This window comes from Psychromonas aquatilis (genome assembly GCF_038155185.1).
In the GTDB taxonomy this organism is placed as follows: Bacteria; Pseudomonadota; Gammaproteobacteria; order Enterobacterales; family Psychromonadaceae; genus Psychromonas; species Psychromonas aquatilis.
Genome location: NZ_JBAKAZ010000009.1, coordinates 71,095 through 95,177, shown reverse-complemented (window position 1 = coordinate 95,177; position 24,083 = coordinate 71,095). Strand labels below are relative to the sequence as shown.

Genomic DNA, 24,083 nt, shown 5'->3' with positions numbered 1-24,083 from the left:
ACTCACTTTTCCAAACCTTTATTTGCTCTGGATAAAAGCCATTTTCACGGCAATACTTTGCCAATTCAGATTCAGTTAAAGAGCTGGTTTCAATAATAATCGCAAGCTTCTTTTCCGCCGTTAAAGACGTTGAGTTAGACATAGTTACACCGTTGTTTTTAGCTATTTTTAGCCAAGCATATAAAGTACTACAGTGTATGCCTTCTTCATTAGCAACTTCAACTACCGACCTTGATTGTGGTGGTAATACTTTACTTAAAACAGCTTCTTTTCTTTCTGGTGAATATCCAGTCATTCCAATCTAATTACCGCTCCCTGTCTTTATTATTAAGTGAAAACTAAGGAGTGACAACTAGTCTGACACAGGGGGCGATTTAGCGACATTGTTCTTCATGAAGAAGATTGTGAAAATATGCGAATTGTAGGAGAATTTGTGGCTGTATTAGATGATTGATTATATTCTTTTAAAAAAGCTCCTTAACGATCTAAAGACCCTAATGATCATGAAACTAGTATCGATGACTTTCGAGTGTGCGGATGATTAATGTCCATTATCAAAAAGTAATTAGAAGCCTGATAATGTTTATCGATTAATACTTGTTCTGTTTTATTGGTAAGTAAAATACTTGATGTTATTTAAGGTAGGTAAATACTTTAAAACAAAAAAGCCGAACATAAGTTCGGCTTTTTTATTGCAACTATAAAGAAACTTACGCTTCTTCGTCCGCTACAACTGGACGGTCTACAAACTGGATATAAGCCATAGGAGCTTTATCACCAGTACGGAAACCACATTTAATGATACTAGTGTAACCACCAGGACGTGTCGCGTAGCGAGGACCTAGTTCATTAAATAATTTTGCCACTACTGCATCATCACGAAGACGAGCAAATGCTAGACGACGGTTAGCAACGCTATCCGTTTTAGCTAGAGTAATTAATGGCTCAATTACACGACGTAATTCTTTTGCTTTTGGCACTGTAGTTTTAATAACTTCATGCGTGGCAATAGAGATTGCCATATTACGAAACATAGCCTGACGATGGCTGCTGTTTCGGTTAAGCTGTCGTCCACTTTGACGATGGCGCATAACCTAATCCTTATTATTCGTGAATCGGCTTTGTCTAATCTTGGATTAAACTTGCTGGTGGCCAATCTTCTAAGCGCATGCCTAGAGACAGTCCACGTGATGCAAGTACATCTTTGATTTCAGTTAGCGACTTCTTACCTAAGTTAGGTGCTTTAAGAAGTGCAACTTCAGTACATTGTACTAGATCACCGATATAATGAATCGACTCTGCTTTTAAACAATTAGCAGAACGAACAGTTAATTCTAAATCATCTACTGGGCGTAATAGAATCGGATCAAATGCTGGTTTTTCTTCTTCAATTGGCGCTTGAACGCTAGGGCGATGATCAACAAATGCGTCTAATTGCTCAGCTAAAATAATAGCTGCGCGACGAATTGCTTCTTCAGGCTCTAAAGTGCCATTTGTTTCAAGATCGATAACAAGCTTGTCCAAATCGGTACGTTGTTCAACACGAGCAGAATCTACACTGTAAGCAATACGCTCAACAGGGCTGAAAGTCGCATCTACTAGTAGACGACCAACCGGACGCTCACCTTCTTCGCTATCAATACGCGATGAAGCTGGAACATAACCGCGACCTGATTCAATTTTAATACGCATGCTGATTTCAGCATTGCCTATTAAATGACAGATCACGTGCTCTGGATTGATTATTTCTACGTCACCATCATGGATGATGTCGCCTGCAGTAACAGGGCCAGCGCCAGTTTTAGTTAAACTAACTAAAACTTCATTTTTACCTTCAAGCTTAACTGCTAATCCTTTAAGGTTAAGAAGAATCTCAAGGATCTCTTCTTGTACGCCTTCTTTGTTGCTGTACTCATTTTGTACACCATCAATCTCAACTTCGGTTACTGCCGTTCCTGGCATAGTTGATAATAAAATACGACGAAGAGCATTGCCCAAAGTATGGCCAAAGCCGCGCTCTAGTGGCTCAAGAACCACTTTTGCTCTTGTCGATGAAAGTTGCTCAATATCAACTAATCTTGGTTTTAGAAAATCAATTACAGAACCCTGCATTTATGTCCTCCATTAGAAATTAACTTTACTTAGAGTAAAGCTCGATGATTAACTGTTCGTTAATCTCAGCAGATAAATCTGAACGTTCAGGTTGACGTTTAAATTCGCCTTCCATCTTCGTTGTATCAACTTCAACCCAACCAAGGGCTTCACGTTGACCAGCGATTTCTAGTGCAGCGCCAATACGTGATTGCTTTTTAGCTTTTTCACGGATTGAGATCACATCGCTTGGTTTAACGTTGAATGAAGGGATATTTACAACTTTACCGTTCACTAGAATAGCTTTATGGCTAACTAGTTGACGTGATTCAGCACGTGTCGCGCCAAAGCCCATGCGGTATACAACATTGTCTAAACGGCCTTCAAGAAGTTGAAGTAAGTTTTCGCCAGTGTTGCCCTGTAAACGAGCAGCTTCTTTGTAGTAGTTACGGAATTGCTTTTCTAAGATGCCGTACATACGACGAACTTTTTGCTTTTCACGTAATTGTAAACCGTAGTCTGATAGACGTGGTTTACGCGCACCGTGTACACCTGGTGCGTTTTCGATTTTACACTTAGAGTCGATCGCTCGAACACCTGATTTCAAAAATAAATCAGTGCCTTCACGACGGCTAAGCTTAAGCTTAGGACCTAAATATCTTGCCATTGTTCTTTCTCCAATTACGTTAGAAAGTCGTGATTAAACGCGACGTTTCTTCGGTGGACGACAACCATTATGTGGGATTGGTGTAACGTCAGTAATATTTGTTACACGGAAACCCGCCGCGTTTAGTGCGCGAATCGAAGATTCACGACCAGGTCCTGGTCCATTTACAAAAACTTCAACGTTTTTAAGACCGTACTCTTTTGCTGCTTCAGCAGCACGCTCAGCAGCAACCTGTGCAGCGAACGGAGTAGATTTACGAGAACCACGGAAACCAGAACCACCTGCAGTAGCCCAAGAAAGAGCATTACCTTGACGGTCTGTAATAGTTACGATTGTGTTGTTGAAAGAAGCATGGATGTGAGCCATACCATCAGCAACTTGCTTTTTAACGCGCTTGCGAGCACGAGTTGGAGTTTTAGCCATAATCTCTTACCCTATTTTTTAATTGCTTTACGCGGACCTTTACGAGTACGAGCATTCGTTTTAGAACGCTGTCCACGTAGAGGCAAGCTGCGACGGTGACGAAGTCCACGGTAACAACCAAGGTCCATAAGACGCTTGATGCTCATAGATACTTCACGACGTAAATCACCTTCAACGGCGAATTTAGCTACTTCTGTACGAAGAGCTTCGATTTGTGTTTCATCCAGATCTTTAAGCTTAGTAGTTTCAGCTACGCCAGACTGTGCACAAATAATTTGTGAACGAGTCTTACCGATACCAAAAATAGCAGTTAATGCGATAACTGCATGCTTATGATCAGGAACGTTAATGCCAGCGATACGGGCCACTATGCACTCCTTAAAGTTAACGGTTCATTTGTGAAAAGCCCGGTAGGATACTCTACAAATGATAATTAGAAATGTGATTTTAAATAAAATCACAAGGATACAATGTATCCAACTATTTTAGCCTTGGCGTTGTTTATGCTTTGGCTCTACACAGATAACACGCACAACACCGTTGCGCTTGATAACTTTGCAGTTACGACAGATTTTTTTTACGGATGCACGAACTTTCATTGCAACACTCCGGTTGGTAAATATTAAGTCTTTAAATACCTTAGTGAGCCTAAAAAACCACCAAGTTCAAAGGGGCCGTCAATATAGCAAACTTTTTTAAGATATTCGAGAAATAGTTGTCTTTTTAATGATTCATTTGTGAAAATGCCATGAACTTGATAAATATACCTTTACTGACGTTATCAAAATGGACTTTGATGAGTAAAATCATCACGTTGTAAGCGTGCAAAAAAAGGGCATTTATCCGTTTGATATTTAATCAGTGTCTTTGACTGGCCTTTAATTGTATTTCGCTGTTAAAGTTTATCTAAAATACTGTATAACAGTGCATCCCTTCATTATTTGTGACTAAGACTAAGGATTGTCGTGGAAACTATTATTCTATTACTACAGCAATTGTGTGTGTATGTAGTGATCACTTATCTATTGAGTAAAACACCGGTTTTTATTCCTCTCACCTTTATTTCTGGTCGTTCATCGCATCGTATTGCTTTTTATCTACTCTTTAGCTCGTTTTGTATTTTAGGGACTTACTTTAGTTTATCTATTGAAAATGCCTTGGCGAATACGCGTGCCATTGGTGCGGTGATGGGGGGCTTATTAGGTGGTCCGTTAGTTGGTTTTGCGGTCGGGCTAACAGGGGGGATGCATCGTTATTCAATGGGCGGGTTTACTGATGTTGCCTGTGCTATCTCTACCACGGCAGAAGGCCTGATTGGTGGTTTGCTGCATATCTATTACGTTCGTAAAGGTAAGGTAGATAATATCTTTAAGCCAATGGGGGCGTTTTATATTACCTTGGTTGCTGAAATTGTGCAGATGGTGATTATCTTGCTAGTGGCTAAGCCATTTGATCAAGCCTTAATGTTAGTGGAAGCGATTGCTTTACCGATGATTATTGCTAATTCGATTGGCGCGGCTTTATTTATGAGTATTATCCAAGATAAAAAGACCATTTTTGAAAGAAACTATACTGCCTTTTCTAATAAAGCACTGCGTATCGCGCAAAGTACAGTGGGCTTCTTTAACCAAGGTTTTAACCAAGAAAGCTGTCACTCAATGGCATCGGTTATTTATAATGAAACGGGTGTTGGGGCAGTATCTATTACTGATAGAGATAAAATTTTAGCCTTTATTGGTATCGGGGCAAGCCATCATTTACCAGGGACGGCTATTTCATCTGGTTATACCATGCGCGCCATTGAGCACGGTGAAATTATCTATGCAGACGGCTATGAAACAGGCTATCAATGTTCTATTGATTCGGCATGTAAACTTGGCTCAGTGCTGGTTATTCCATTATTAGAAGCAGACGGGCGCGTATTAGGTACGATTAAATTGTATGAGCCTAAGAAAAAGTTATTCTCCAAATTAAACCGTAATTTAGGCGTTGGCTTAGCAAAACTAATCTCTAATCAAATTTTAACTGGCCGTTATATTCAACAGCAAACCTTGTTAAGCCAATCTGAGATTCGTTTATTACATGCTCAGGTTAATCCGCACTTTTTGTTTAATACTTTAAATACGATCAGCGCGGTGACACGTAAAGATCCACAAAAAGCACGTCAATTAATACAACATTTATCACAGTTTTTTAGAAGTAATTTAAAACAAGATATTGAGCAAGTTACTATTAAAGAAGAATTAACGCATGTTCACTCTTATCTAGAAATTGAGCTAGCGCGATTTGCTGAACGATTAACACTCTCTGAACATATTGATCAAACACTGCTCTCTATTAAGATACCTACTTTTACATTACAACCATTAATTGAGAATGCGATTAAACATGGCACTTCGACTTTATTAGGGCAGGGTGAGTTAAAAATTAATGTGTATCTAACGGAGCAACATAATACTAATGTTGTTGTATTAGAGGTGATTGATAATGCGGGCTGTTATAAAAAACCGGTCGATAGTAGTGGCTTAGGTACTCAGATTGTAGATAAGCGTATTAAAAATCAATATGGCGAACAATATGGTTTGACCTTAAGTTGCGTACCAAACAAGTTTACGAAAGCGACAATCACAGTACCGATATTAAGTAATTAGGAAATAAAATGTTAAAAGCAATTATTATTGATGATGAATTATATGCTCGAGAAGAGTTGAATGAGTTATTGGTTGAAAATAAAAACGTTGAAGTAATTGCAGAATGCAGTAATGCCATTGAAGGTTTAAAAGCCATTAATAGCCTAAAACCTGACGTGGTATTTTTAGATATTCAGATGCCACAAGTTACAGGGTTAGAGTTATTGAGTATGCTCGATCCTGAAACAATGCCGATTGTGGTGTTTGTGACGGCTTATGATCAATATGCGGTGAAAGCTTTTGAAGATAATGCGTTAGATTACCTATTGAAACCGGTGGATACTGCACGTTTAAATAAAACTATTAAACGAGTGCAATTAAGTTTAGAGAAAGAAGCCGCGTTACCAGACTACACACCAGTCGCAACTCAGCAACTAGAATTGATACCTTGTACTGGGTTTCAACGCGTTTTGTTACTAGAGCCAAGCGAGATAGAAATAGCCACCTCTGAACAAACCGGCGTTCATCTATTAACCTCAGAAGATAAACTGACGGCAAGTTTGTCGTTAAAAGTATTAGAAGAAAAAACCGTATTGATTCGTTGCCATCGTCAATACCTGATTAATCCTAGTTGCATTCGAGAGATCAAATTTTTGGATAATGGTTCGGCTGAAATCATTACTAAATCCAATCACAGTGCGCCTGTTAGTCGTCGTTATTTGAAGTTGATCAAAGATCGCTTCGGATTAGCATAAAAATTATCACCCCGTTAATGACTTGTTAACACAAGGTAAAAACCACTTAACAATTATAACAACCGTTTAAATGTGTATATAACCACTCAAGCAATCACTGAATGCTATTTCACAGTATCTGCTTATAGTGTCAGCATCTAACTAACGCACATTTTAAAAGGACTCAATTATGATTTGGTTTTTGTTTTGTTTAGCATTATTGCTAGGGGGCTATTTTATTTATGGGAGCTTCGTTGAGAAAGTCTTCGGTATTCAGAAAAAGCGTGAAACTCCCGCATACAAACAAGCAGATGGTGTTGACTACGTTGCGATGTCTACGCCTAAAGTTTATTTAGTTCAATTACTTAACATTGCTGGTGTGGGCCCGATTTTTGGTCCTATCATGGGCGCATTATACGGTCCAGCTGCAATGTTATGGATTGTACTAGGTTGTATTTTTGCTGGTGGTGTACATGATTACTTCTCTGGAATGTTATCGGTACGTAATGGCGGTGCTTCTGTTCCTTCTATTACCGGTAAATACTTAGGAAACAACGCAAAACACTTTATGAATATTTTTGCGTTAGTGTTATTACTGTTAGTAGGGGTGGTATTTGTATCAGCACCTGCAGGCATGATCACTAATTTAGTTAATGAACAAACTAGTATGAATGTTTCATTAATGTCGATGGTTGCTATTATCTTTGCTTATTACGTGATTGCGACGATTGTACCAGTCGATAAAATCATTGGTCGCTTCTATCCTTTCTTTGGTGCGCTTTTAATCTTCATGTCAGTTGGTTTAATTACAGCCGTTGTTGTTTCTAGTGACCATACATTATTAGGTGATTACGAAGTGAGCCAAATGTTCACTAACATGAACCCTAACGATTTACCTCTATGGCCAGCATTATTTATTACCATTGCTTGTGGTGCGGTATCTGGTTTCCATGCAACACAATCTCCTTTAATGGCACGTTGTCTTGAGAATGAAGGAAATGGCCGTTTCGTATTCTATGGTGCAATGATTGGTGAAGGGGTTATCGCGCTAATTTGGTGTGCTCTAGCATTATCTTTCTTCGGTTCAGTTGAGTCTTTATCTGAAGCTATTGCAACGGGTGGTCCAGGTGCAGTGGTATACGGTGCATCATTCGGTTTACTAGGTGTGTTTGGTGGTATCTTAGCGTTCTTAGGTGTGGTTATTCTGCCAATTACATCAGGTGACACAGCATTCCGTTCAAGCCGTTTAATTTTAGCTGAATACTTTAATATGGAACAAAAAACCATGCGTAACCGTTTATTCATGGCACTCCCTTTATTTGTGCTAGGCGGTATCTTAACGCAAGTTGATTTCGGTATTATCTGGCGCTACTTTGGCTTTGCTAACCAAACAACTGCAGTAATGATGTTATGGACGGCAACCGCTTACTTAGCTCGCCATAATAAACTTCATTGGATTGCGACAGTACCAGCGATGTTTATGACAGCAGTAGTGATTACCTTTATCTTGAATAACTCTAACTTAGGCTTTGGTTTATCAATGCAAGTATCGACAGTGGTTGGTATCTTATCAACAGTGGCTATTACAGTGTATGTATTAACAAAATCTAAAAATAGCCGCTTTGTTAATGAGAAAGGCAATGTTATTGATGATGACGGTATAGAAGTGGTGCCACAGAAAAGTTAAGCATCATACATAAAACAAGTGATTAACTACATATTTACAAAGCCCATCTTAGGATGGGCTTTTTTGTATCGGTGATAATTAAGATTAGTGTGGAGGTTTAGTCTTCCAGTCTGACACAGAGGGATGCGAGCCATCGCATCGTACTTGTTATTGAATAAAACGACGTGATGAGTAGCTAATTAACCGATAGAAAATATTGTTTCGGCGCGAAGGCTTTAGCCTTCCAGTATGCGAGTCATCGCATAGTACTTGTTATTGAATAAAACGACGTGATGAGTAGTTATACCAATCACACTAATTAACTGATCTATTTTACTTGCTAAAATAACTTATTTCTTCGTTGTAATTTTCGCAAATAGAACAACTATTTAACTCAAATTACGCCTTAAACTAAGTCATTTTTTCTGCGTAAAATTTAGATCACTTATTTAATATAATTGGTATTAACTAACCGATAGAAAATATTGTTTTGGGGCGAAGGCTTTAGCCTTCCAGTATGCGAGCTATCGCATCGTGCTGGTGGTTACATTGAATACGGTGAATTTAATGTAGGCTAATTGTTTTTCTTCGCTAAATAAAAAGGCCAATTCACTAGGTAAATTGGCCTTAATACTATTACCCTGAGGAGGGTGTTTTAGACGTTGGACTAGTCTTCGTCTTCGTCGTAATCGTAGTCGTAATCTTCGTCATCCGCTTCTAATGCTTTAGCACGTGCTTCTTCACGCTTAGCTAAAAACTTCTCATTTGCGGCTTCTTTAGCAGCTGCAGCTTTTTCTGCTTGTGCATTACGTTCTGCACGACGCTCTGATTTACGTGCATTTGCTTGTTTTTGTTTTTCTAAGAATCCGAGTAATTCAGCTTCAGCCCATTCTTTGGCTAATGCTTCTGTTTCGAATCCGTCTTGTCTTTTTGATACGCTGCTTCTACGAGCGCTAACACGACGGGTGATTTCTGCACTCCAGGTATTAGCGTCCTGTTTGATTGTGTAATCGAACTTTTTTTGTTGGGTCATGAGCTATTCCTAGTTTTGACATTGTTATTGATTTAAGGCGCGCGATAGTAACACATATTGAAGGTATTCTTCATCGCTTATTTTTTGTTAATTTTAGCCCACTCAAATCCCTCATTACTTTTAATAACAGAAGGCTTTTTAGGAGCTTTAGGGGCTTTATGCTCTTGCTTTTTATCTTGAGTCGCTAAAATGCTACGGATCAGTTTAGTCGTTTCTGGATGTTTACTGCAAAAGGTTTTTAAATACAATATTTCAACGCGACTTCTCGCCCAAGGCGTTTGACGGAGGAACTTTAAACAGGACTTTTGTGTAGGGTTATTTAAAAAGCATTTTATGCCTAACTTTTCACCCATTTGTTGCCATGTATGTTTGGTTTGTAGTTCGGTTAATATTTGAGCTAATTTGATGCCATATAATGGGTCATTTGTTTGCATGCTGAGTCGTCTTTAAAGTGATATACAGTATTTACTTATTTTAGGTGTCAGCTTACAGCAAGTCGTGGTGAATGTTTAACTAAATGGCCAAATCAGGCCAATTTTATGATTTTAATCTATTCACTTATGTTGTTTGACCACTTATTATATGCCTAAAGCAAATGCAAAGAGGTATTGATGGCTTATATTCCAAGTAATTATAAAAGTTTAGAGAGTGACTATCGTGATAAAGCGCTTAAGTTGTTCCCATGGGTTTGTGGTAAATGCGCTCGCGAGTTTCCTTATTCAAACTTAAAAGAGTTAACTGTGCATCATATGGACCATGATCATAGTAATAATCCTGCCGATGGTAGTAATTGGGAATTATTGTGTATTTATTGTCATGACCACGAACATGATAAATATACACAGGCTGATTTATACGGAAGCCATGTTGAAGCGGGTGAAGATACCGTTGAAGCAGCTACTTATAATCCTTTCGCGGATCTCCTTTCTAAAATGAAAAAATAACAAATTATCTTAACAACACACAATCCCAAAGAGCAGGATTGTGTGTTGTTAAATGTGTTTTCTACTCTGTTTTAACTTTCCTGCTGTGTATTTTTTAACTTATTTTTAGCTATTTTTTATCATTTTTAGTATAAATTTCAAGCGTCTCCTGTGTTTGTGGTCAAATTTACATCATTATTTGTGTTGGCCTTATCGTTATTTGACGGCTGGCTCTTTACATTTATTAGACCGGTGTTAATTTGATGCCCGATTAAATTCTTGTTAGTCACTAAGAAAGATTTCATCGTTATCTCATTACATTAAGGAAAATATATGCAACAAGCAGTTGATTTTATCAATGGTATTATTTGGAGTCCCGCACTTATCTACCTGTGCTTAGCAGCAGGCCTATTCTATTCCATTCAAACCAAATTTGTTCAAGTTCGTTTATTCAAAGAGATGTATAGCTTACTGTTTTCAGGAAAGAAATCAGATAAGGGTATTTCATCATTCCAAGCCTTAGCCGTATCACTTTCAGGTCGTGTAGGAACCGGTAATATTGCCGGTGTTGCAGCTGCTATCGGTTTTGGTGGTCCTGGTGCCATTTTTTGGATGTGGGTTGTAGCCTTTTTAGGTGCTTCAACAGCTTATATCGAGTCTACTTTAGCGCAGGTTTATAAAGAAGTTGATGGTGGACAATATCGTGGTGGTCCAGCTTATTACATTGAAAAAGTAACAGGTCAACGTTGGTATGCAGTGATATTTGCTATTGCAACTATCGCCGCTTGTGGTCTTTTATTACCTGGTGTGCAATCAAATAGTATCGGTACTGGTATCGAAACAGCTTTTGGCTCTGGGATGATGGTTGTAACTAGCATTGGTACGTTCAGCGAAGCCAAAGTAATGACAGGTTTATTAATAGTAGTCATGCTTGGTTTTATCGTATTTGGTGGCGTAAAACGTATTGCTAGTTTCACACAAGTGGTTGTGCCATTTATGGCATTGGCTTACATCTTAGTTGTGTTTGTTATTATTGCTTTAAACTTCACGCAATTACCAAGCATCATTATGATGATCGTTGGTGATGCCTTTACCCCGATGGCAGGTGTAGGTGCAGCAATTGGTTGGGGTGTTAAACGTGGTGTTTACTCTAATGAAGCTGGTCAAGGTACGGGTCCTCATGCGGCAGCCGCTGCTGAAGTGGAACACCCTGCACAACAAGGCTTAGTTCAAGCGTTTTCAGTTTATATTGATACGTTACTTGTTTGTTCTGCAACTGCTTTTGCTATCCTTATTACTGGTGCATATAACGTACATGGGCTAGGAGATAGCTTCTTAGTGCAAAACGTCGCGGCAGATGTTGCAGCTAATGGGCCTGCATATACGCAAATGGCCATAGAGCGAGTATTACCAGGCATCGGTAAACCATTTATTGCTTTTGCTTTATTCTTCTTCTCGTTTACGACTATTTTGGCGTATTACTATATTGCCGAAACAAACGTGGCTTATTTACGTCGTACACTGAAACTACCTGATTTTACCTTCCTATTAAAAATTGTTTTAATCTCAGCGGCTTTCTACGGCACGATTAAAACCGCTAACTTAGCATGGGGATTAGGTGATATTGGTGTTGGCTTAATGGCTTGGTTAAATATTATTGGTTTACTGATTATTTTCTTCATGGGTAAACCGGCGATTAAAGCGCTAAAAGATTATGAAGCGCAACGTAAATTGAAACCAAAGTCATACCATTTTAATCCTGTTGAGTTAGGTATTGAAAAGGCAACTTTTTGGGAGCAAAGGTTCGAAAAGCGTAAAGGTAAAATTAAAGCTAAAGGTAAGCGATCTAAATAAATAATTTAGCTTAATAAAAAATACAAAACCGCCTTGAGAATAAACGCTCAATGGCGGTTTTTTACTTTATACCAATTACGTAAATAAGTGTTCTAAATTTTACGCAGCAAAAATGACAGAGTTCAAGGTGTAATTTGAGTCTTTCGTCGATTAACTTCGTTAATAGTCTATCGGAGAATTAACGATAAAATATTAACTCTTTAATAGTTGTTCTCTTTGCGAAAATTACAATGAAGAAATAAGTTATTTTAACAAGTAAAGTAGAGCAGTTATTTACGTGATTGGTATAATAGGGTTTACCGGTAAGTTATATATTTGCTTGAATTAATAGGAATTAAAAATGAACAGTTCACAACAAGTAGAATTAGAAGCAGCAGCATTTCGCCGTTTATTAAAACATTTAGATAGCCGTAAAGATGTGCAAAACATTGAATTAATGAATACCTCAGGTTTTTGCCGTAATTGCTTATCTAAATGGATGTTAGCAGAAGCACAGGAGCGTGATATTGAAATGGACTATGATCAGGCTCGTGAGCATGTTTATGGTATGCCATACAGTGAATGGAAAGAGAACCATCAATTGCCTGCCACAGAAGCGCAATTAGCTAAATTTGAAGCGCTTAACGCAAAAAAATAAAGCTTATCTAATCGTCATGTTAAATTACAAGTAAACCTAGGGCTTTAGCTTACTAAACAGGGAGGTTTACTTATTATTGTTGCTGTTTTTTTTGTGCAATTACGATGGTATTTAATTAGCATGACGTAGCAGGGGATTATTCTATTTCTCCAATGAACCAGATCTGAAATTCATTGATCTGATCTTGACTATCTTGATTCTCAGTTAGTAGATTATCTATCAGCGTATTAATTGAATCTTTATCATAATGAACTCCAACCAGTAATTCCGATAAGCTTTCAAAGGGCGTTGGGTCTAAGCTATCGGTGTATAGGTTTGCTTCTTCGATAATGCCATTGGTGATATTAAGGTAAACTTCGATACCGCCCCAAGAGAATCGTTCATCCATCGCATGGGTAAATTGCGGTGTTTTACCAAAATTCCAATTCCACTGACTATATTCACTGAAGGTCTGTTCTAAATTCGGTAGAGTTGAAAGACTTTTTGGTGAAATATATTCTATTTCAATGTTCGGATTTTTATCTTCATTGTAATATTCTAAATATGCCAAAATTAATGCATCACTTACGCCTTGATGGGTGATTCGCGGATTCACTAGGTTAAGATTAGTAACTCGAGACTTTATCGAGGTGATACCTTTAGCCGCAAGCTTTTTTGGGTTAGGGGTGAGGTAATTTTCAAGTCTGCTTAAATCTGCATTAATTAATAAAGTACCGTGATGAAAGCCACGATCTTTCGCTTCGCGATAAGCAGAGCCTGAAAACTTCTTTAATATATCACCATCTTTGATCACTAAATCATTTCTGCCATTAGCTTCTGCATCAATATTAAAGGTTTTTAATGCATCAATAACAATTTGTGTAGAAACGCTTTTATTGTATTCAGGTTTACCGGCCATGAAGGTGAAGTTGGTATTTCCAAGGTCATGAAATACAGCTCCACCGCCCGTTTTGCGTCTTGCTAACGTAATACCGTCTTGTTGTATTCTTTCTGTATTACATTCGCGCCATGGATTTTGTGCTCGTCCAATAACCACAGTGTCTGCATTTCGCCATATAAATAAAACACGATGAAAAGGATTCATCTTCAGGTAAATAACCTCTTCAACAGCGAGATTAAACCAAGGGTTAGTCGATGTAGAAACTAATACACGTGTTTTGTTCATATTGGGCTCTTAATTAATAAAGATAGAGTAAATATTCTGATGTTTATATTATCATACAACACATTATTGATAACGATAATCATCCGTACTAGTTAGGTTACATACTATTTTGAAATTGATTAATCAATTGTTAGAATAAGCGTGATTCAATAATGTTATTACGCTAACAATAATAAATTATTTTGAATATTTCTACCTATTATTGATTATATTTAATTTAAGGTAAGGATTACTAAAGTAAAACACACAAGCATTCGCTAAATTTATTATTTTTTTGTCTTAGTTTTCACTGTTGATACAATTATTACCTGCTACATTAAAGTGATAGAGAGCCTGAAAAAGCTGAAAAGTCATTGTCTTAAACAGTTTTCAGTTGCTTTTTTAGGGCGATGATCATGTCGAAAATACTTGAATCAGACAATTGTGCTAGCATCGACCGATTTGGCAAACAGTCATCATCCACATAATCTACAAAATCACCGGCAGCATCAAAGATTAACGTATCAAAGGCAAGACGATCTTTTCCGTATAACCCCCGGTGGATCATATCAGCGGAAAAAACCAATAAATCGCCAGCATTGAGTGGGACTTGCTTACCTGTTGAAAGTTCATCACTACAGAATTTTCTTTTTCTTGCTAAACGAACATCAAGCTCTTCCTGTGTATCCCAACGAGTGTGAGAACCAGGTACAAGCTCCATACCTGGTTCATCAAATAACGGTACGCGAAAATGCACCACGCGCGTTTCTTTAATAGCTTGTTGCTGGCCTGCTAGATCATGGTCATATTGACAATCTCGATGCCAAAAGTTTTCTTGTTGCTTGGTGCAGGGATTAAAAAATAATTGTGTATTCATAAAGGCAGGGCGATCCGGTAGCACAGTATTAATGATAGCCATCATCTTTTCTGAACTAATGAACTTAAACAAGGTTAAACGCTGCTGATCGTTTAAGAATTGGCTACCTGTAATTAAAGAAGAGTTAAAGGCTTCATGTTGATAAAACGCCAAATGCTCCGCTTTCCAAGCTTCATGGAATTGCAGGATAGTGTTCCGTAATATGGCCAGCTCTTCGCGACTAAAATAATCACGGATAACAAAGTAACCTTGTTGCTCATACTCTTGGCTAAGTTGTATCAAGTTACTGTTCATTGTCTTTGTTGCCTTTATTCCGCGATTAAATGGAGGAGGATAATAACCGAAAATGCAATGAAATGTTATTGATCTTATTGTCGGCTATAAAAGGCCATGGCTGATGGGGTATGCTCTGGTAGCTTGTATTTAAACAGAATGATAGCGGTTTATAGTAGCGCTCTGTTTGTTATGAATTTTGTTATTAATGTTGTTACCAATGTCGTTTGTAAATATATAAAAAATGATCACGGCTGGTGGGCGAATTAAGCCTCAGCTTAGCATCATGAGCGGAGAAGCTCTGCGACTACTTTTTTCAGCCTCCCTTGAAGGTGCGATGAATAAAACAAACCACTTCGCTCTTTACCTCGTTGCATTATTTTACTCAGATGCAGTTTGTTTCGGGGCGGTGGCTTCAGCCTCCCTTGTAGATGCAATGAATAAAAAAAGCACTTCGCTTGTTACCTTTTAGCATTTTTTGCGATGAATTTTTGTTTTGGCTTTTGCTTTAACGCAAGCAGGGAGACTAAAGTCACCGCCCCGGGTTAGAGATTGAGTGTTCTTTTGGGGCGGTGGGCGAATTAAGCCTCAGCTTAGCATCATGAGTGGAGAAGCTCTGCGACTTCTTTTTTCAGCCTTCCTTGAAGGTGTAATAAGTAAAAAATATTTCCCTAATTACCTTATTACACTTTATTTCGATGCAGTTTGTTTCGGGGCGGTGGCTTTAGCCTCCCTTGTAGATGCAGTTAATAAAACAAAGCACTTCGCCTCTTTACCTTGTTGCATTTTACTTAGATGAAGTTTGTTTTGGTTTTTTACTTTAACGCAAGCAGGGAGACTAAAGTCACCGCCCCGGGTTAGAGATTGAATGTTCTTTTGGGGCGGTGGGCGAATTAAGCGTCAGCTTAGTCTCATGAGTGGAGAAGCTCTGCGACTTCTTTTTTTAGCTTACCTTGTAGGTGCAACAAATAAAACAACACTACACTAGTTACCTTGTTGTATTCAACTTCGATGCAGTTTGTTTCGGGGCGGTGGCTTCAGCCTCCCTTGTAGATGCAATGAATAAAAAAAGCACTTCGCCTCTTTACCTTGTTGCATTTTATACCAATCACACTAATTAACTGATCTATTTTGCTTGTTAAAATAACTTATTTCTTCGTTGTAATTTTCGTAAATAGAACAACTATTTAACTCAAATTACGCCTTGAACTCAGTCATTTTTCCTGCGCAAAATTTAGATCACTTATTTAATATAATTGGTATTACTTAGATGAAATTTGTTTTGGTTTTTTACTTTGATGCAAGCAGGGAGACTAAAGTCACCGCCCCGAAGTAGAAATTCAGTATTCCTTTGGGGCGGTGGGCGAATTAAGCGTCAGCTTAGTATTATGAGCGGAGAAGCTCTGCGACTGCTTTTTTCAGCCTCCCTTGTAGGTGCAATGAATAAAACAGAGCACTTCGCTCTTTACCTTATCGCATTTTACTCAGATGAAGTTTGCTTACTGGCAAATACTTTAAAATCTGTCCTTTTTATATGCTCTATCTTGAGTTGCTTTAATCGCAATAGATAAATCAATTAGCTCATATTTTTACTAAGATTGGCATAATATAAATAATGCCAATAAAAGCTTATTTAGCAGCAATAATTTGCTCGACAATCTCATTCATGTCATTCGCTATAATCTCAGGCTTTAAATATTGCGGATGATAAGGTGTCCCAGAGCGATTGATATAAGCTGCTGACATACCTGCTGAAAGGGCGCCATGTGTATCCCAATCATGCGTTGCGACTAAGCGAAGTGAATCGATAGGTTGAGACAGTAGCTTAGCAGCATACTGGTAAACCTTTGGATCCGGCTTGAAGCTACCTGTTTCTTCAACTGAAATAATTTGGTCAAAGTCTTCAAGCAGGCCTGCGTTGTCGATTTGTTTATTGATCAATGCTGATGACGAATTTGAAAAGGCAATGGTTTTATAACCGTTTGCACGTAACTTAGCTAGCGAGGGTTTGATATCGTCATGCGGTTTTAAACTGCTAAAAGTGGAGAGAATATGATCACGATCTTCACTGCTTAATTTAACGCCTTTACGCGCGGCAATATTTTCTAGGGCATCAGATGCAAGGCTCGCAAAAGCGCTCTTATTACCCGTTAGTGAACAGACGGTAGAGGTGTGAAGTAAGTGGGAAAACCATAGGTTTAGGGTACTTTCATCGTTAAACACGGCCATAAATTTAGGTTTCAGTAGATTTAAATTTAGGACGGTTTCATTAATATCAAATAAAATGGTCTGGTTTTTCATGGTCTATCCTCTGTGAAGTATTTCAGTGTGTAGACTGATCTAGCAAGGTTTAACAATCTCATTACTCGCGTAATAACGCCAGTTTTATTTTGAAATACAGATAAATTTATCATCTATCTTATTGTATTACTTAATCTTTATGATGCAGGTCGTGAATTGCCATTAAATGATAGCGCTTAATGTTTTACTTAAGTTGATAAAATTGCCTATAAGAAAAGGCCATACATTTAAAATGCATGGCCTGTATCGTTAGCGAGCAAATTGGTTACTATAGTTTAACAACTAGTTTGCCTTTATTTGCGCTCTCTGTGAAGAGATTCAATCCATCAATAGCAGAGGTTAATCCTTCTAATACATGCGTACGATGTTTGATTTTTCCATCCATCACATACGGGGTTAATTTCTCTAGTAATTTTGGCACTTCATGGAAGTGATCTGGCATTGTGAAGCCTTGAATAGTGATACGGCGTTTAATCACGTTCAACCAGCTTGGTCCTGGTGCAGGTACATCACTGTGATAATCTGATATCAAACCACATACTACCGCGCGGCCATGAGCATTCATGCGATCTAAAATCAATGACTGGATTGGACCACCTGTATTTTCAAAGAACACATCGATGCCATCAGGTGCTGCTTTTGCTAATTGCCCATCTAAATCATCGCTTTTATAGTTAATTGCAGCGTCAAAGCCTAATTCATTAACTATCCAATCTGCTTTTTCTTGGCTACCAACCACACCAATTACTCGTAAACCTTCAGCTTTTGCTAACTGACCTACAATTGAACCTACTGAACCTGCTGCGCCAGTTACGATCAGCGTTTCGCCTTTTTGTGGTTTACCCACGTAGAATAACCCTTGTGTTGCAGTTAAGCCCGGTAAAGCAAAGACAGATAAAATGCTTTCATCTGGTAGGTCTGCTGTTACTTTGTTTAACCCTTTACCGTCGCCTAGGTAATATTCTTGCCAACCCATCATGCCCATTACACGGTCACCAACAGTAAAGTCAGGGTGGTTACTTTCGATCACTTCTCCGATACCAGAGCTGCGCATCACGTCACCTAATTCAACCGGCGGGATATAGCTGTTTCTGTCTGAACTCATCCAGCCGAACATTGCTGGATCTAATGACATTAGCGTTTGTTTTACAATAATTTGGCCAGGTGCCGCTTTGTCTAATTGTTTTTCTACAACTTCAAATAATGATGAATCGATATGTGCGCCTTCAGGGCGTTTGATTAAGTTAATCGCTGTAAATGTAGTCATTATGTATTCCTTTTTGTGTTGGGAATGAAGCGTTCTGTTACGTTATGAAATGATTATGCACCTTTGAGTTTATAAGATATATTACCTAATTTGCCTTTGTTTATTGTCTTTTAGACAATAATGGTGAGTAAAGGAGCTATTTTGGATCAATTACGAGCGTTAAAATACTTTATCAGCGTTGTGGAAACGGGCAGTTTTACTAAAGCAGCAGAAAAATTCTCAGTTCCTGCTTCATCTTTATCACGACGTATAGCAGATTTAGAAAAAGGATTAGGGGCGACATTATTAAAGCGCACCACACGTGTTGTGACCTTGACAGAAATCGGAGAGCGCTACTATCAGCAAGTGAGTAGTATTGTGCAATCCTTAGAAATAACCGATGAGTCCGTCCGAACCTATCAATCAACGCCAATGGGTGTATTGAATATTAGTTCAACCGTTGGTTTTGGTGAGCAGATATTATTGCCATTGTTGGATGAGTTTTCAGAACGCTATCCACAAATTACCCTTAACGTAACATTAAGCGACGAGCTAACAACCTTAGCTTACGACCAAGTGGATATTGCGATTCGAGGTGGATATGCGCCAGATGAGCATGTAGTGGCCATTAAGTTAATGGATAATCGTTTCATTGCTGTTGCATCACCTGATTATCTTGAGCAGCAAGGGATGCCAACGAATGCGCTAAGTTTACGCCATTACCAAGGTTTGTATTTTAAAACGCCGACAGGCCCTTTACCTTGGTTATGTGAAATACAGGGACAGTGGCAAGATATCTCGGCGCCTGCGCATTTAATTACTAATAATACTGATTGGTTAATACAAAAAGCGCTTCAAGGCAAAGGGATCTTAATGCTTCCGCGCTGGGCTTTAGTCGATAAACTGGAAGCAGGGGAGTTAGTTGAATTAACCTTAGAGCCGGCAATCACTGTGACGCAAAATCCTAATTTAGGTTTATTTTTACTGTATCAAAAGCAGCGTTACCGTGTACCTAAATTAAAAGCGGCTATCGACTTCTTAGTAGCTCGCATTAAAACAATTGAAGAGAGCCAAGACAAAAATCTAGCCAATACTATTTATCACATAGAGTAGCTTATCTGACTGAGCATATCGCTTTACTATAAATGGCATTGTTGAGAGCGTTGAGAGTACTAAGCTAAATAATTGTCAAAGGTAAAACTGGCGATAAATATTGAGTTGCGTTATGCCAGTATGGGTCAAGTTCAAGCGAAGTGACTGATATTTACTTTGTCGCTTCGCTGTTCAATAGAGCTCGATTAGACTTCAGGTAAATCAAACCACAGTGCTTCGAGTTGTGTTTCGCTTTTAATATCTATTGTCTGCATTGGCTCTACCGCAAAAGCATCACCTGGTTCGAAAGTTTGCCCGTTAGCAGTGATAGTCCCTTTGATAATATGCAGATAACCAATGCGTTGTTGTGTTTGCAAAGCAATGCTTTGATCTTTCTCTAAAACCAATCGAGACAGGTATGCATCCTGATGGATTGACAATGAGCCATTATCACCAGTTGGACTCACTAGCGTGGTCAATGGACCATCTTGTGGCAACTTTTTTTGCTCATAACTGGGTTTAATACCGTTAACATTTGGTTGGATCCAAATTTGTAGAAACGAGACTTTATCAGTATCAGATGCATTAAATTCAGAGTGCCTAACACCTCGGCCAGCGCTCATGCGTTGCACTTCACCTGCAGAAACAAGGTAATCGTTACCAGTGCTATCTTGATGTTTTAAAGCACCTTCAATCACATAGGAGATAATCTCCATATCGCGATGACCGTGCTCAGCAAAGCCTTTCCCCGGCATGACCATGTCATCATTAATAACGCGTAAGACTGAGACTCCCATGTGTTTAGGGTCGTAGTAGTCACCGAATGAGAAGGAGTGTTTGCTCTTTAACCAACCAAAATTAGCGACGCCTCTGTCTTGTGCTTTTCTGATGTATTTCATAAATTAAATCCTCATTGCAGTTGATGGCGTTGATACTAATGGGTTTAACTAGCAGTTAAAATTAGTTAATTTCGCGTTTAATGTTCTATTAATGAGAATGATCTTATTTTATTAAACGCGATACTGGGCATGACAATGCAATGTTAATTCACTGGCATTAATACAGAGAAGGGTTTTACTCACTGGTTGATGGTTTAGGACAATTTGCTTTTAATTTATTGATAAAATATTGCGCGACCGGGCCTAGGCTATCGATATCTTTATAGGCTAAATAAAGTGGTGCGGTACGCTCTCGGTTTTCCTCAAGCTTTAAGGGTAATAAGCTGCCATCGTTTAATTGATCTTCAATCAAACTGAGTGGTAGCCAAGCAAATCCTAATCCTTTACTGATCATATCAATAGAGCTTTGCATATGGCTTACTGTCCAGCGTTGATTTGCTTCTAACCAGCCTTCATTGGCGCGTTCTGTATTCTTCAATTTAGCTGAATCTCTAACCACAATTTGGCGGTAGCCCTTTAGATCTTCTAATGTTAATTTGCGTTGCAGTTGCTGAAGCGGGTGGTCTGGGCTAGCAACCGCACCAAACTTAACCTGGCACAGGTGTTCGCTAAACTGAGTCCCGAGTAAATTAGGAGAAATAGCAATATCAGCATCATTATTCTGGAGCATTTCATTCGCACCACTTAAAATAGATTCTAATAGCTCAATTTGCACTAAGGGGAATGTCGCTGATACCTCTTCTAATACTTTATAAAGCAGCGCACGCGGGAAAATCTCATCCACGGCGATCTTTAAATGTGTTTCAATGCCTTGGCTGAGCGTCATGCCAATCGCTTCGACTTTTTTAGCCTCATCCAACAAATAATGAGAGCGCTTTAAAATCATCTTGCCCGCTTCGGTCAATACCGTTGTTCTGCCTTGAATGGTAAACAGTTTAACGCCAAGCGAAGCTTCTATCTTGCTCACCGCATTATGAATACTGGATTGGCTTTTATAAACGCCCTGTGAAGCCTGATTAAAGCCCCCAAACTCAACCACAGCATGAAACATTCGCCACTGTTCTAAGGAAATTTTTAGCATGATTTACTCACTTATAGAGTGATAACTAGGGTGATCGTTAGAAGCTCAATTTGATGTTTCAGGCTAGATCTTTTGCCGATTAAAACTCAATTTACTTAGATTCGATAAAACAGAATGAACACCATCGAGACAAGGATTATCACAAGCGATTGGTTAATCTGTCAATCGTTCGTTTTAATAGAATGTAATGTTAGTAATTAAGCAATTTTTATTTGCTTAGGTTTACTCAATAATAGCGTCATTAATTAATGCCGGTTACAGCAACTATCAGATTATAAGGAGTTATTATGAGCAGTATCTTATTTATTAAATCATCTTTAAATGGCGAGCAAGGTCAATCGAATCAGCTAGGACAAGCACTGGTTTCACAGCTTGCTACTGACCCAACAGTGAAAGTAGTAGAGCGCGACTTAGCGGCGGATAATTTACCGCATCTTTCACAAACTGAAATGGCCGCATGGATGACAGAAGCAAAAGATCGCACTGCACAGCAAGCTGATTTAGCGGCAACATCTGATAATTTAATTGCAGAGCTTCAAGAGAGCGATACGATTGTGATCGGCATGCCTATGTACAACTTCGGCATACCTTCTACCTTTAAAGCATGGGTAGACAGAGTGGCAAGAGCGGGTATCACTTTTCGTTATACCGAACAGGGACCTGTGGGATTATTGACGAATAAAAAAGTAATTGTGGTAGCTGCTCGAGGTGGTATTTACGCAGGCACAGAGAAAGATTCTCAAACTCAATATTTAAAAGACTTTTTGGCTTTTATCGGCATTAAAGACGTGACTTTTATCTATGCAGAAGGGCTTAACATGCCAGGCAGTGACGAGCGTTTATCAGCTGCACAGCAGGCGATCAGTGAAATCTCACTATAACAATTATTATCAATCACTCTTGATTTTCTAAACCCTATATAAGGACAAAAAATGAACCCTTTACTTAACAAAATCACAGGCTCACAAGCTGGTTATGCTGCACTGGCTTTACGTATTCCGATTGCCATTATCTTTATCGCCCACGGTTCACAAAAACTATTTGGTTTATTTGGCGGGTATGGTTTAACCGGAACAGGCCAGTTTATGGAGTCCATTGGTTTAGCACCGGGATTTTTAATGGCATTGTTTGCTGGCAGTGCAGAGTTCTTTGGTGGTTTGCTAATATTAATAGGGCTATTGACGCGTCCCGCTGCAATGGTACTAGCGATCACCATGCTAGTTGCGATATTCACCGTTCATATCAGCAACGGTTTATTTCTTGCCAACAATGGCTACGAATTTGGACTCGCTTTATTTGCAGCAAGCCTATCACTAGCATTTTCAGGAGCAGGGCGATTCGCTATTGATAACCTGATTCATAACAGTACTGCTCATAAATAACCAACAAAAGAAGTGACTGTCTTGAAGAAAGGCTCACTTTTACTTCTGTCTTGTAAGCTTATTTTGTTGATAAGGTTGCAAGGCAGTTAACCATCGATAATGACTGCAGGTTAGCTTTAATCCAGTGGTAACAATGTTGGGATCAACTCGCTTAATTTACTTGCTAATTTTTGATGCTCTTCCAAGTGCAATGTATAGCGTCCTTTAACTTCTGCCTTACAACTTATTTTGTTGGTAAGTTCATAAGACAGCTAGCTATTTATAATGATGATTTGCAGGTTAGCTTTAATCCAATGGTAACAATGTTGGAAGTAACTCGCTTAGTTGACTAGCTAGTTTTTTGATGTTCTTCTAAGTGCAATATATAGCGTCTTTTTACTTCTACCTTGCAATCCAATTTTGTTGATAAGGTTGCAAGGATGAACCATCGATAATGACTAGCAGATAGCTTTAATCCAGCGGTAACAGTATTGGAAGTAACTCGCTTAATTTACTTGCTAATTTTTGATGTTCTTCCAAGTGCCAATGTATACCTTCTTTATCACAAGGTTTTACTACCGCAGCTGCGTCTAAAAAGTGACAACCAAGTTCTTCTGCTCGCAGAGCATAATATTTAGCAAGCTGTTCAGATTTAGCTTGTGCACCATCCCAGCCTTCTTTGCCATTATCGAGCTCGTAAACATGCGCTGGAGAGATTAATAACACTGCTGGTGGTTTCGTCATGTAATTATTTTTAAAGTTTTTGACCACTTCAACCAAACGCGCAGCACCTTTAGAGATATCACTGGCAGTGACATTGTATCTTGATTTCAGATCGTTAGTGCCGAGCATAATAACCACTAGGTCAGGGTGGTGGCTGCCAAGGCAAGGAAGTAGATAATCCAATCCATTTTTACCTGCTTCAAAAGGGTCTTCAAAGACAGTAGTACGGCTATTTAATCCTTCTTCAATAATACGGTATTTACCCGCTAGGTGAGATTGCAACAACATAGTCCAACGTTCAGAAACACCATAACGTCGCATTTCGCTAGGTGAATATCCCCAAGTATTAGAATCGCCAAAACATAAAATCGTTTTCATTTATCAATATTCCTCTGTAGTAACACCGAATGATTTATAGCCACATCAAC

General features: G+C 38.7%; 25 protein-coding genes. 9 read left to right on the top strand and 16 right to left on the bottom strand.

The window, feature by feature from the left end; all coding sequences use genetic code 11:
• The 7 genes from V6256_RS04200 to rpmJ all read right to left on the bottom strand — a co-directional run.
• Positions 1–295, bottom strand: a 295-nt coding sequence (locus tag V6256_RS04200) for a transposase (RefSeq protein ID WP_341596808.1), incomplete at its 3' end; no start/stop codon positions are given.
• Between the two features lie 415 nt (positions 296–710).
• Positions 711–1,091, bottom strand: coding sequence for a 50S ribosomal protein L17 (gene rplQ, locus V6256_RS04195; RefSeq protein WP_028869287.1), 381 nt, complete (start codon positions 1,089–1,091; stop codon positions 711–713).
• A 34-nt stretch (positions 1,092–1,125) separates the two neighbouring features.
• Positions 1,126–2,112: a DNA-directed RNA polymerase subunit alpha gene (locus V6256_RS04190; RefSeq protein WP_341596806.1), complete on the bottom strand. Its 987-nt coding sequence runs from the start codon at positions 2,110–2,112 to the stop codon at positions 1,126–1,128.
• A gap of 25 nt (positions 2,113–2,137) precedes the next feature.
• Positions 2,138–2,758 carry a 30S ribosomal protein S4 gene (gene rpsD, locus V6256_RS04185; protein ID WP_341596546.1) on the bottom strand — a complete coding sequence of 207 codons (621 nt, stop codon included), beginning with the start codon at positions 2,756–2,758 and terminating at the stop codon, positions 2,138–2,140.
• Positions 2,759–2,791: 33 nt separating this feature from the next.
• Positions 2,792–3,181, bottom strand: a complete 390-nt coding sequence (gene rpsK, locus V6256_RS04180; RefSeq protein ID WP_019613697.1) for a 30S ribosomal protein S11 — start codon at positions 3,179–3,181, stop codon at positions 2,792–2,794.
• Between the two features lie 11 nt (positions 3,182–3,192).
• Positions 3,193–3,549, bottom strand: a complete 357-nt coding sequence (gene rpsM, locus V6256_RS04175) for a 30S ribosomal protein S13 (RefSeq protein WP_333388689.1) — start codon at positions 3,547–3,549, stop codon at positions 3,193–3,195.
• A 117-nt stretch (positions 3,550–3,666) separates the two neighbouring features.
• Positions 3,667–3,780 carry a 50S ribosomal protein L36 gene (gene rpmJ, locus V6256_RS04170; protein ID WP_005417265.1) on the bottom strand — a complete coding sequence of 38 codons (114 nt, stop codon included), beginning with the start codon at positions 3,778–3,780 and terminating at the stop codon, positions 3,667–3,669.
• Between the two features lie 366 nt (positions 3,781–4,146).
• On the opposite strand from rpmJ, the gene V6256_RS04165 reads away from it, so the two are divergent.
• The 3 genes from V6256_RS04165 (at position 4,147) to V6256_RS04155 (ending at position 8,232) form a co-directional block, all read left to right on the top strand.
• Complete coding sequence (locus V6256_RS04165; RefSeq protein ID WP_341596805.1) at positions 4,147–5,832, top strand: LytS/YhcK type 5TM receptor domain-containing protein; 1,686 nt, start codon at positions 4,147–4,149, stop codon at positions 5,830–5,832.
• A gap of 8 nt (positions 5,833–5,840) precedes the next feature.
• Positions 5,841–6,566, top strand: coding sequence for a two-component system response regulator BtsR (btsR, locus tag V6256_RS04160; RefSeq protein WP_341596804.1), 726 nt, complete (start codon positions 5,841–5,843; stop codon positions 6,564–6,566).
• A gap of 169 nt (positions 6,567–6,735) precedes the next feature.
• On the top strand, positions 6,736–8,232 hold the full coding sequence (locus V6256_RS04155) for a carbon starvation CstA family protein (protein WP_341596803.1): 1,497 nt from the start codon (positions 6,736–6,738) through the stop codon (positions 8,230–8,232).
• Between the two features lie 646 nt (positions 8,233–8,878).
• Here the strand turns inward: V6256_RS04155 and V6256_RS04150 are convergent.
• On the bottom strand, positions 8,879–9,244 hold the full coding sequence (locus V6256_RS04150; protein WP_341596802.1) for a DUF3622 domain-containing protein: 366 nt from the start codon (positions 9,242–9,244) through the stop codon (positions 8,879–8,881).
• 77 nt (positions 9,245–9,321) lie between these two features.
• Entirely contained in the window at positions 9,322–9,678 is a 357-nt protein-coding gene (locus tag V6256_RS04145; protein WP_341596801.1) for a VF530 family DNA-binding protein, read from the bottom strand.
• A 177-nt stretch (positions 9,679–9,855) separates the two neighbouring features.
• Here V6256_RS04145 and V6256_RS04140 point away from each other — a divergent pair, with 177 nt between their 5' ends.
• The 3 genes from V6256_RS04140 to V6256_RS04130 all read left to right on the top strand — a co-directional run bounded on the left by V6256_RS04140 (position 9,856) and on the right by V6256_RS04130 (position 12,658).
• A complete protein-coding gene (locus V6256_RS04140; RefSeq protein ID WP_341596800.1) occupies positions 9,856–10,188 on the top strand; it encodes a YajD family HNH nuclease in 333 nt (110 codons plus the stop codon).
• 312 nt (positions 10,189–10,500) lie between these two features.
• Positions 10,501–12,021 (top strand): alanine/glycine:cation symporter family protein, encoded by a 1,521-nt coding sequence (locus V6256_RS04135; protein ID WP_341596799.1) that lies wholly within the window; start codon positions 10,501–10,503, stop codon positions 12,019–12,021.
• A gap of 340 nt (positions 12,022–12,361) precedes the next feature.
• A complete protein-coding gene (locus tag V6256_RS04130; RefSeq protein ID WP_341596798.1) occupies positions 12,362–12,658 on the top strand; it encodes a DUF1244 domain-containing protein in 297 nt (98 codons plus the stop codon).
• 136 nt (positions 12,659–12,794) lie between these two features.
• Here the strand turns inward: V6256_RS04130 and lplA are convergent, their stop codons facing one another.
• From lplA to V6256_RS04110, 4 genes are all read right to left on the bottom strand, one after another.
• Positions 12,795–13,823 carry a lipoate--protein ligase gene (gene lplA, locus V6256_RS04125; RefSeq protein ID WP_341596797.1) on the bottom strand — a complete coding sequence of 343 codons (1,029 nt, stop codon included), beginning with the start codon at positions 13,821–13,823 and terminating at the stop codon, positions 12,795–12,797.
• A 358-nt stretch (positions 13,824–14,181) separates the two neighbouring features.
• Complete coding sequence (locus tag V6256_RS04120; protein ID WP_341596796.1) at positions 14,182–14,973, bottom strand: phytanoyl-CoA dioxygenase family protein; 792 nt, start codon at positions 14,971–14,973, stop codon at positions 14,182–14,184.
• 1,608 nt (positions 14,974–16,581) lie between these two features.
• The gene (locus tag V6256_RS04115; protein WP_341596795.1) at positions 16,582–17,253 is read right to left on the bottom strand and encodes a haloacid dehalogenase type II; all 672 of its coding nucleotides are present in this window, start codon (positions 17,251–17,253) and stop codon (positions 16,582–16,584) included.
• 268 nt (positions 17,254–17,521) lie between these two features.
• A complete protein-coding gene (locus tag V6256_RS04110) occupies positions 17,522–18,520 on the bottom strand; it encodes an NADP-dependent oxidoreductase (protein WP_341596794.1) in 999 nt (332 codons plus the stop codon).
• Positions 18,521–18,661: 141 nt separating this feature from the next.
• Here V6256_RS04110 and V6256_RS04105 point away from each other — a divergent pair, with 141 nt between their 5' ends.
• Positions 18,662–19,612, top strand: a complete 951-nt coding sequence (locus V6256_RS04105) for a LysR family transcriptional regulator (protein WP_341596793.1) — start codon at positions 18,662–18,664, stop codon at positions 19,610–19,612.
• 185 nt (positions 19,613–19,797) lie between these two features.
• Here the strand turns inward: V6256_RS04105 and V6256_RS04100 are convergent, their stop codons facing one another.
• Together V6256_RS04100 and V6256_RS04095 are read right to left on the bottom strand one after the other, a co-directional pair.
• Positions 19,798–20,490 (bottom strand): pirin family protein, encoded by a 693-nt coding sequence (locus V6256_RS04100; protein ID WP_341596792.1) that lies wholly within the window; start codon positions 20,488–20,490, stop codon positions 19,798–19,800.
• Positions 20,491–20,665: 175 nt separating this feature from the next.
• On the bottom strand, positions 20,666–21,571 hold the full coding sequence (locus V6256_RS04095) for a LysR family transcriptional regulator (protein WP_341596791.1): 906 nt from the start codon (positions 21,569–21,571) through the stop codon (positions 20,666–20,668).
• 287 nt (positions 21,572–21,858) lie between these two features.
• Here V6256_RS04095 and V6256_RS04090 point away from each other — a divergent pair, with 287 nt between their 5' ends.
• The gene (locus V6256_RS04090; RefSeq protein ID WP_341596790.1) at positions 21,859–22,452 is read left to right on the top strand and encodes an FMN-dependent NADH-azoreductase; all 594 of its coding nucleotides are present in this window, start codon (positions 21,859–21,861) and stop codon (positions 22,450–22,452) included.
• A gap of 51 nt (positions 22,453–22,503) precedes the next feature.
• The gene (locus tag V6256_RS04085) at positions 22,504–22,953 is read left to right on the top strand and encodes a DoxX family protein (RefSeq protein WP_341596789.1); all 450 of its coding nucleotides are present in this window, start codon (positions 22,504–22,506) and stop codon (positions 22,951–22,953) included.
• Between the two features lie 450 nt (positions 22,954–23,403).
• On the opposite strand, the gene V6256_RS04080 is transcribed toward V6256_RS04085, so the two are convergent.
• Complete coding sequence (locus V6256_RS04080) at positions 23,404–24,033, bottom strand: SGNH/GDSL hydrolase family protein (protein ID WP_341596788.1); 630 nt, start codon at positions 24,031–24,033, stop codon at positions 23,404–23,406.
• Positions 24,034–24,083: the final 50 nt, after the last annotated feature.

Bases quoted from the DNA above. Each gene is read 5' to 3' on its own strand.
- rplQ (WP_028869287.1), bottom strand. From the start codon at position 1,091: ATGCGCCATCGTCAAAGTGGACGACAGCTTAACCGAAACAGCAGCCAT.
- V6256_RS04190 (WP_341596806.1), bottom strand. From the start codon at position 2,112: ATGCAGGGTTCTGTAATTGATTTTCTAAAACCAAGATTAGTTGATATT.
- rpsD (WP_341596546.1), bottom strand. From the start codon at position 2,758: ATGGCAAGATATTTAGGTCCTAAGCTTAAGCTTAGCCGTCGTGAAGGC.
- rpsK (WP_019613697.1), bottom strand. From the start codon at position 3,181: ATGGCTAAAACTCCAACTCGTGCTCGCAAGCGCGTTAAAAAGCAAGTT.
- rpmJ (WP_005417265.1), bottom strand. From the start codon at position 3,780: ATGAAAGTTCGTGCATCCGTAAAAAAAATCTGTCGTAACTGCAAAGTT.
- btsR (WP_341596804.1), top strand. From the start codon at position 5,841: ATGTTAAAAGCAATTATTATTGATGATGAATTATATGCTCGAGAAGAG.
- V6256_RS04155 (WP_341596803.1), top strand. From the start codon at position 6,736: ATGATTTGGTTTTTGTTTTGTTTAGCATTATTGCTAGGGGGCTATTTT.
- V6256_RS04150 (WP_341596802.1), bottom strand. From the start codon at position 9,244: ATGACCCAACAAAAAAAGTTCGATTACACAATCAAACAGGACGCTAAT.
- V6256_RS04145 (WP_341596801.1), bottom strand. From the start codon at position 9,678: ATGCAAACAAATGACCCATTATATGGCATCAAATTAGCTCAAATATTA.
- V6256_RS04140 (WP_341596800.1), top strand. From the start codon at position 9,856: ATGGCTTATATTCCAAGTAATTATAAAAGTTTAGAGAGTGACTATCGT.
- V6256_RS04135 (WP_341596799.1), top strand. From the start codon at position 10,501: ATGCAACAAGCAGTTGATTTTATCAATGGTATTATTTGGAGTCCCGCA.
- V6256_RS04130 (WP_341596798.1), top strand. From the start codon at position 12,362: ATGAACAGTTCACAACAAGTAGAATTAGAAGCAGCAGCATTTCGCCGT.
- lplA (WP_341596797.1), bottom strand. From the start codon at position 13,823: ATGAACAAAACACGTGTATTAGTTTCTACATCGACTAACCCTTGGTTT.
- V6256_RS04120 (WP_341596796.1), bottom strand. From the start codon at position 14,973: ATGAACAGTAACTTGATACAACTTAGCCAAGAGTATGAGCAACAAGGT.
- V6256_RS04115 (WP_341596795.1), bottom strand. From the start codon at position 17,253: ATGAAAAACCAGACCATTTTATTTGATATTAATGAAACCGTCCTAAAT.
- V6256_RS04110 (WP_341596794.1), bottom strand. From the start codon at position 18,520: ATGACTACATTTACAGCGATTAACTTAATCAAACGCCCTGAAGGCGCA.
- V6256_RS04100 (WP_341596792.1), bottom strand. From the start codon at position 20,490: ATGAAATACATCAGAAAAGCACAAGACAGAGGCGTCGCTAATTTTGGT.
- V6256_RS04095 (WP_341596791.1), bottom strand. From the start codon at position 21,571: ATGCTAAAAATTTCCTTAGAACAGTGGCGAATGTTTCATGCTGTGGTT.
- V6256_RS04090 (WP_341596790.1), top strand. From the start codon at position 21,859: ATGAGCAGTATCTTATTTATTAAATCATCTTTAAATGGCGAGCAAGGT.
- V6256_RS04085 (WP_341596789.1), top strand. From the start codon at position 22,504: ATGAACCCTTTACTTAACAAAATCACAGGCTCACAAGCTGGTTATGCT.
- V6256_RS04080 (WP_341596788.1), bottom strand. From the start codon at position 24,033: ATGAAAACGATTTTATGTTTTGGCGATTCTAATACTTGGGGATATTCA.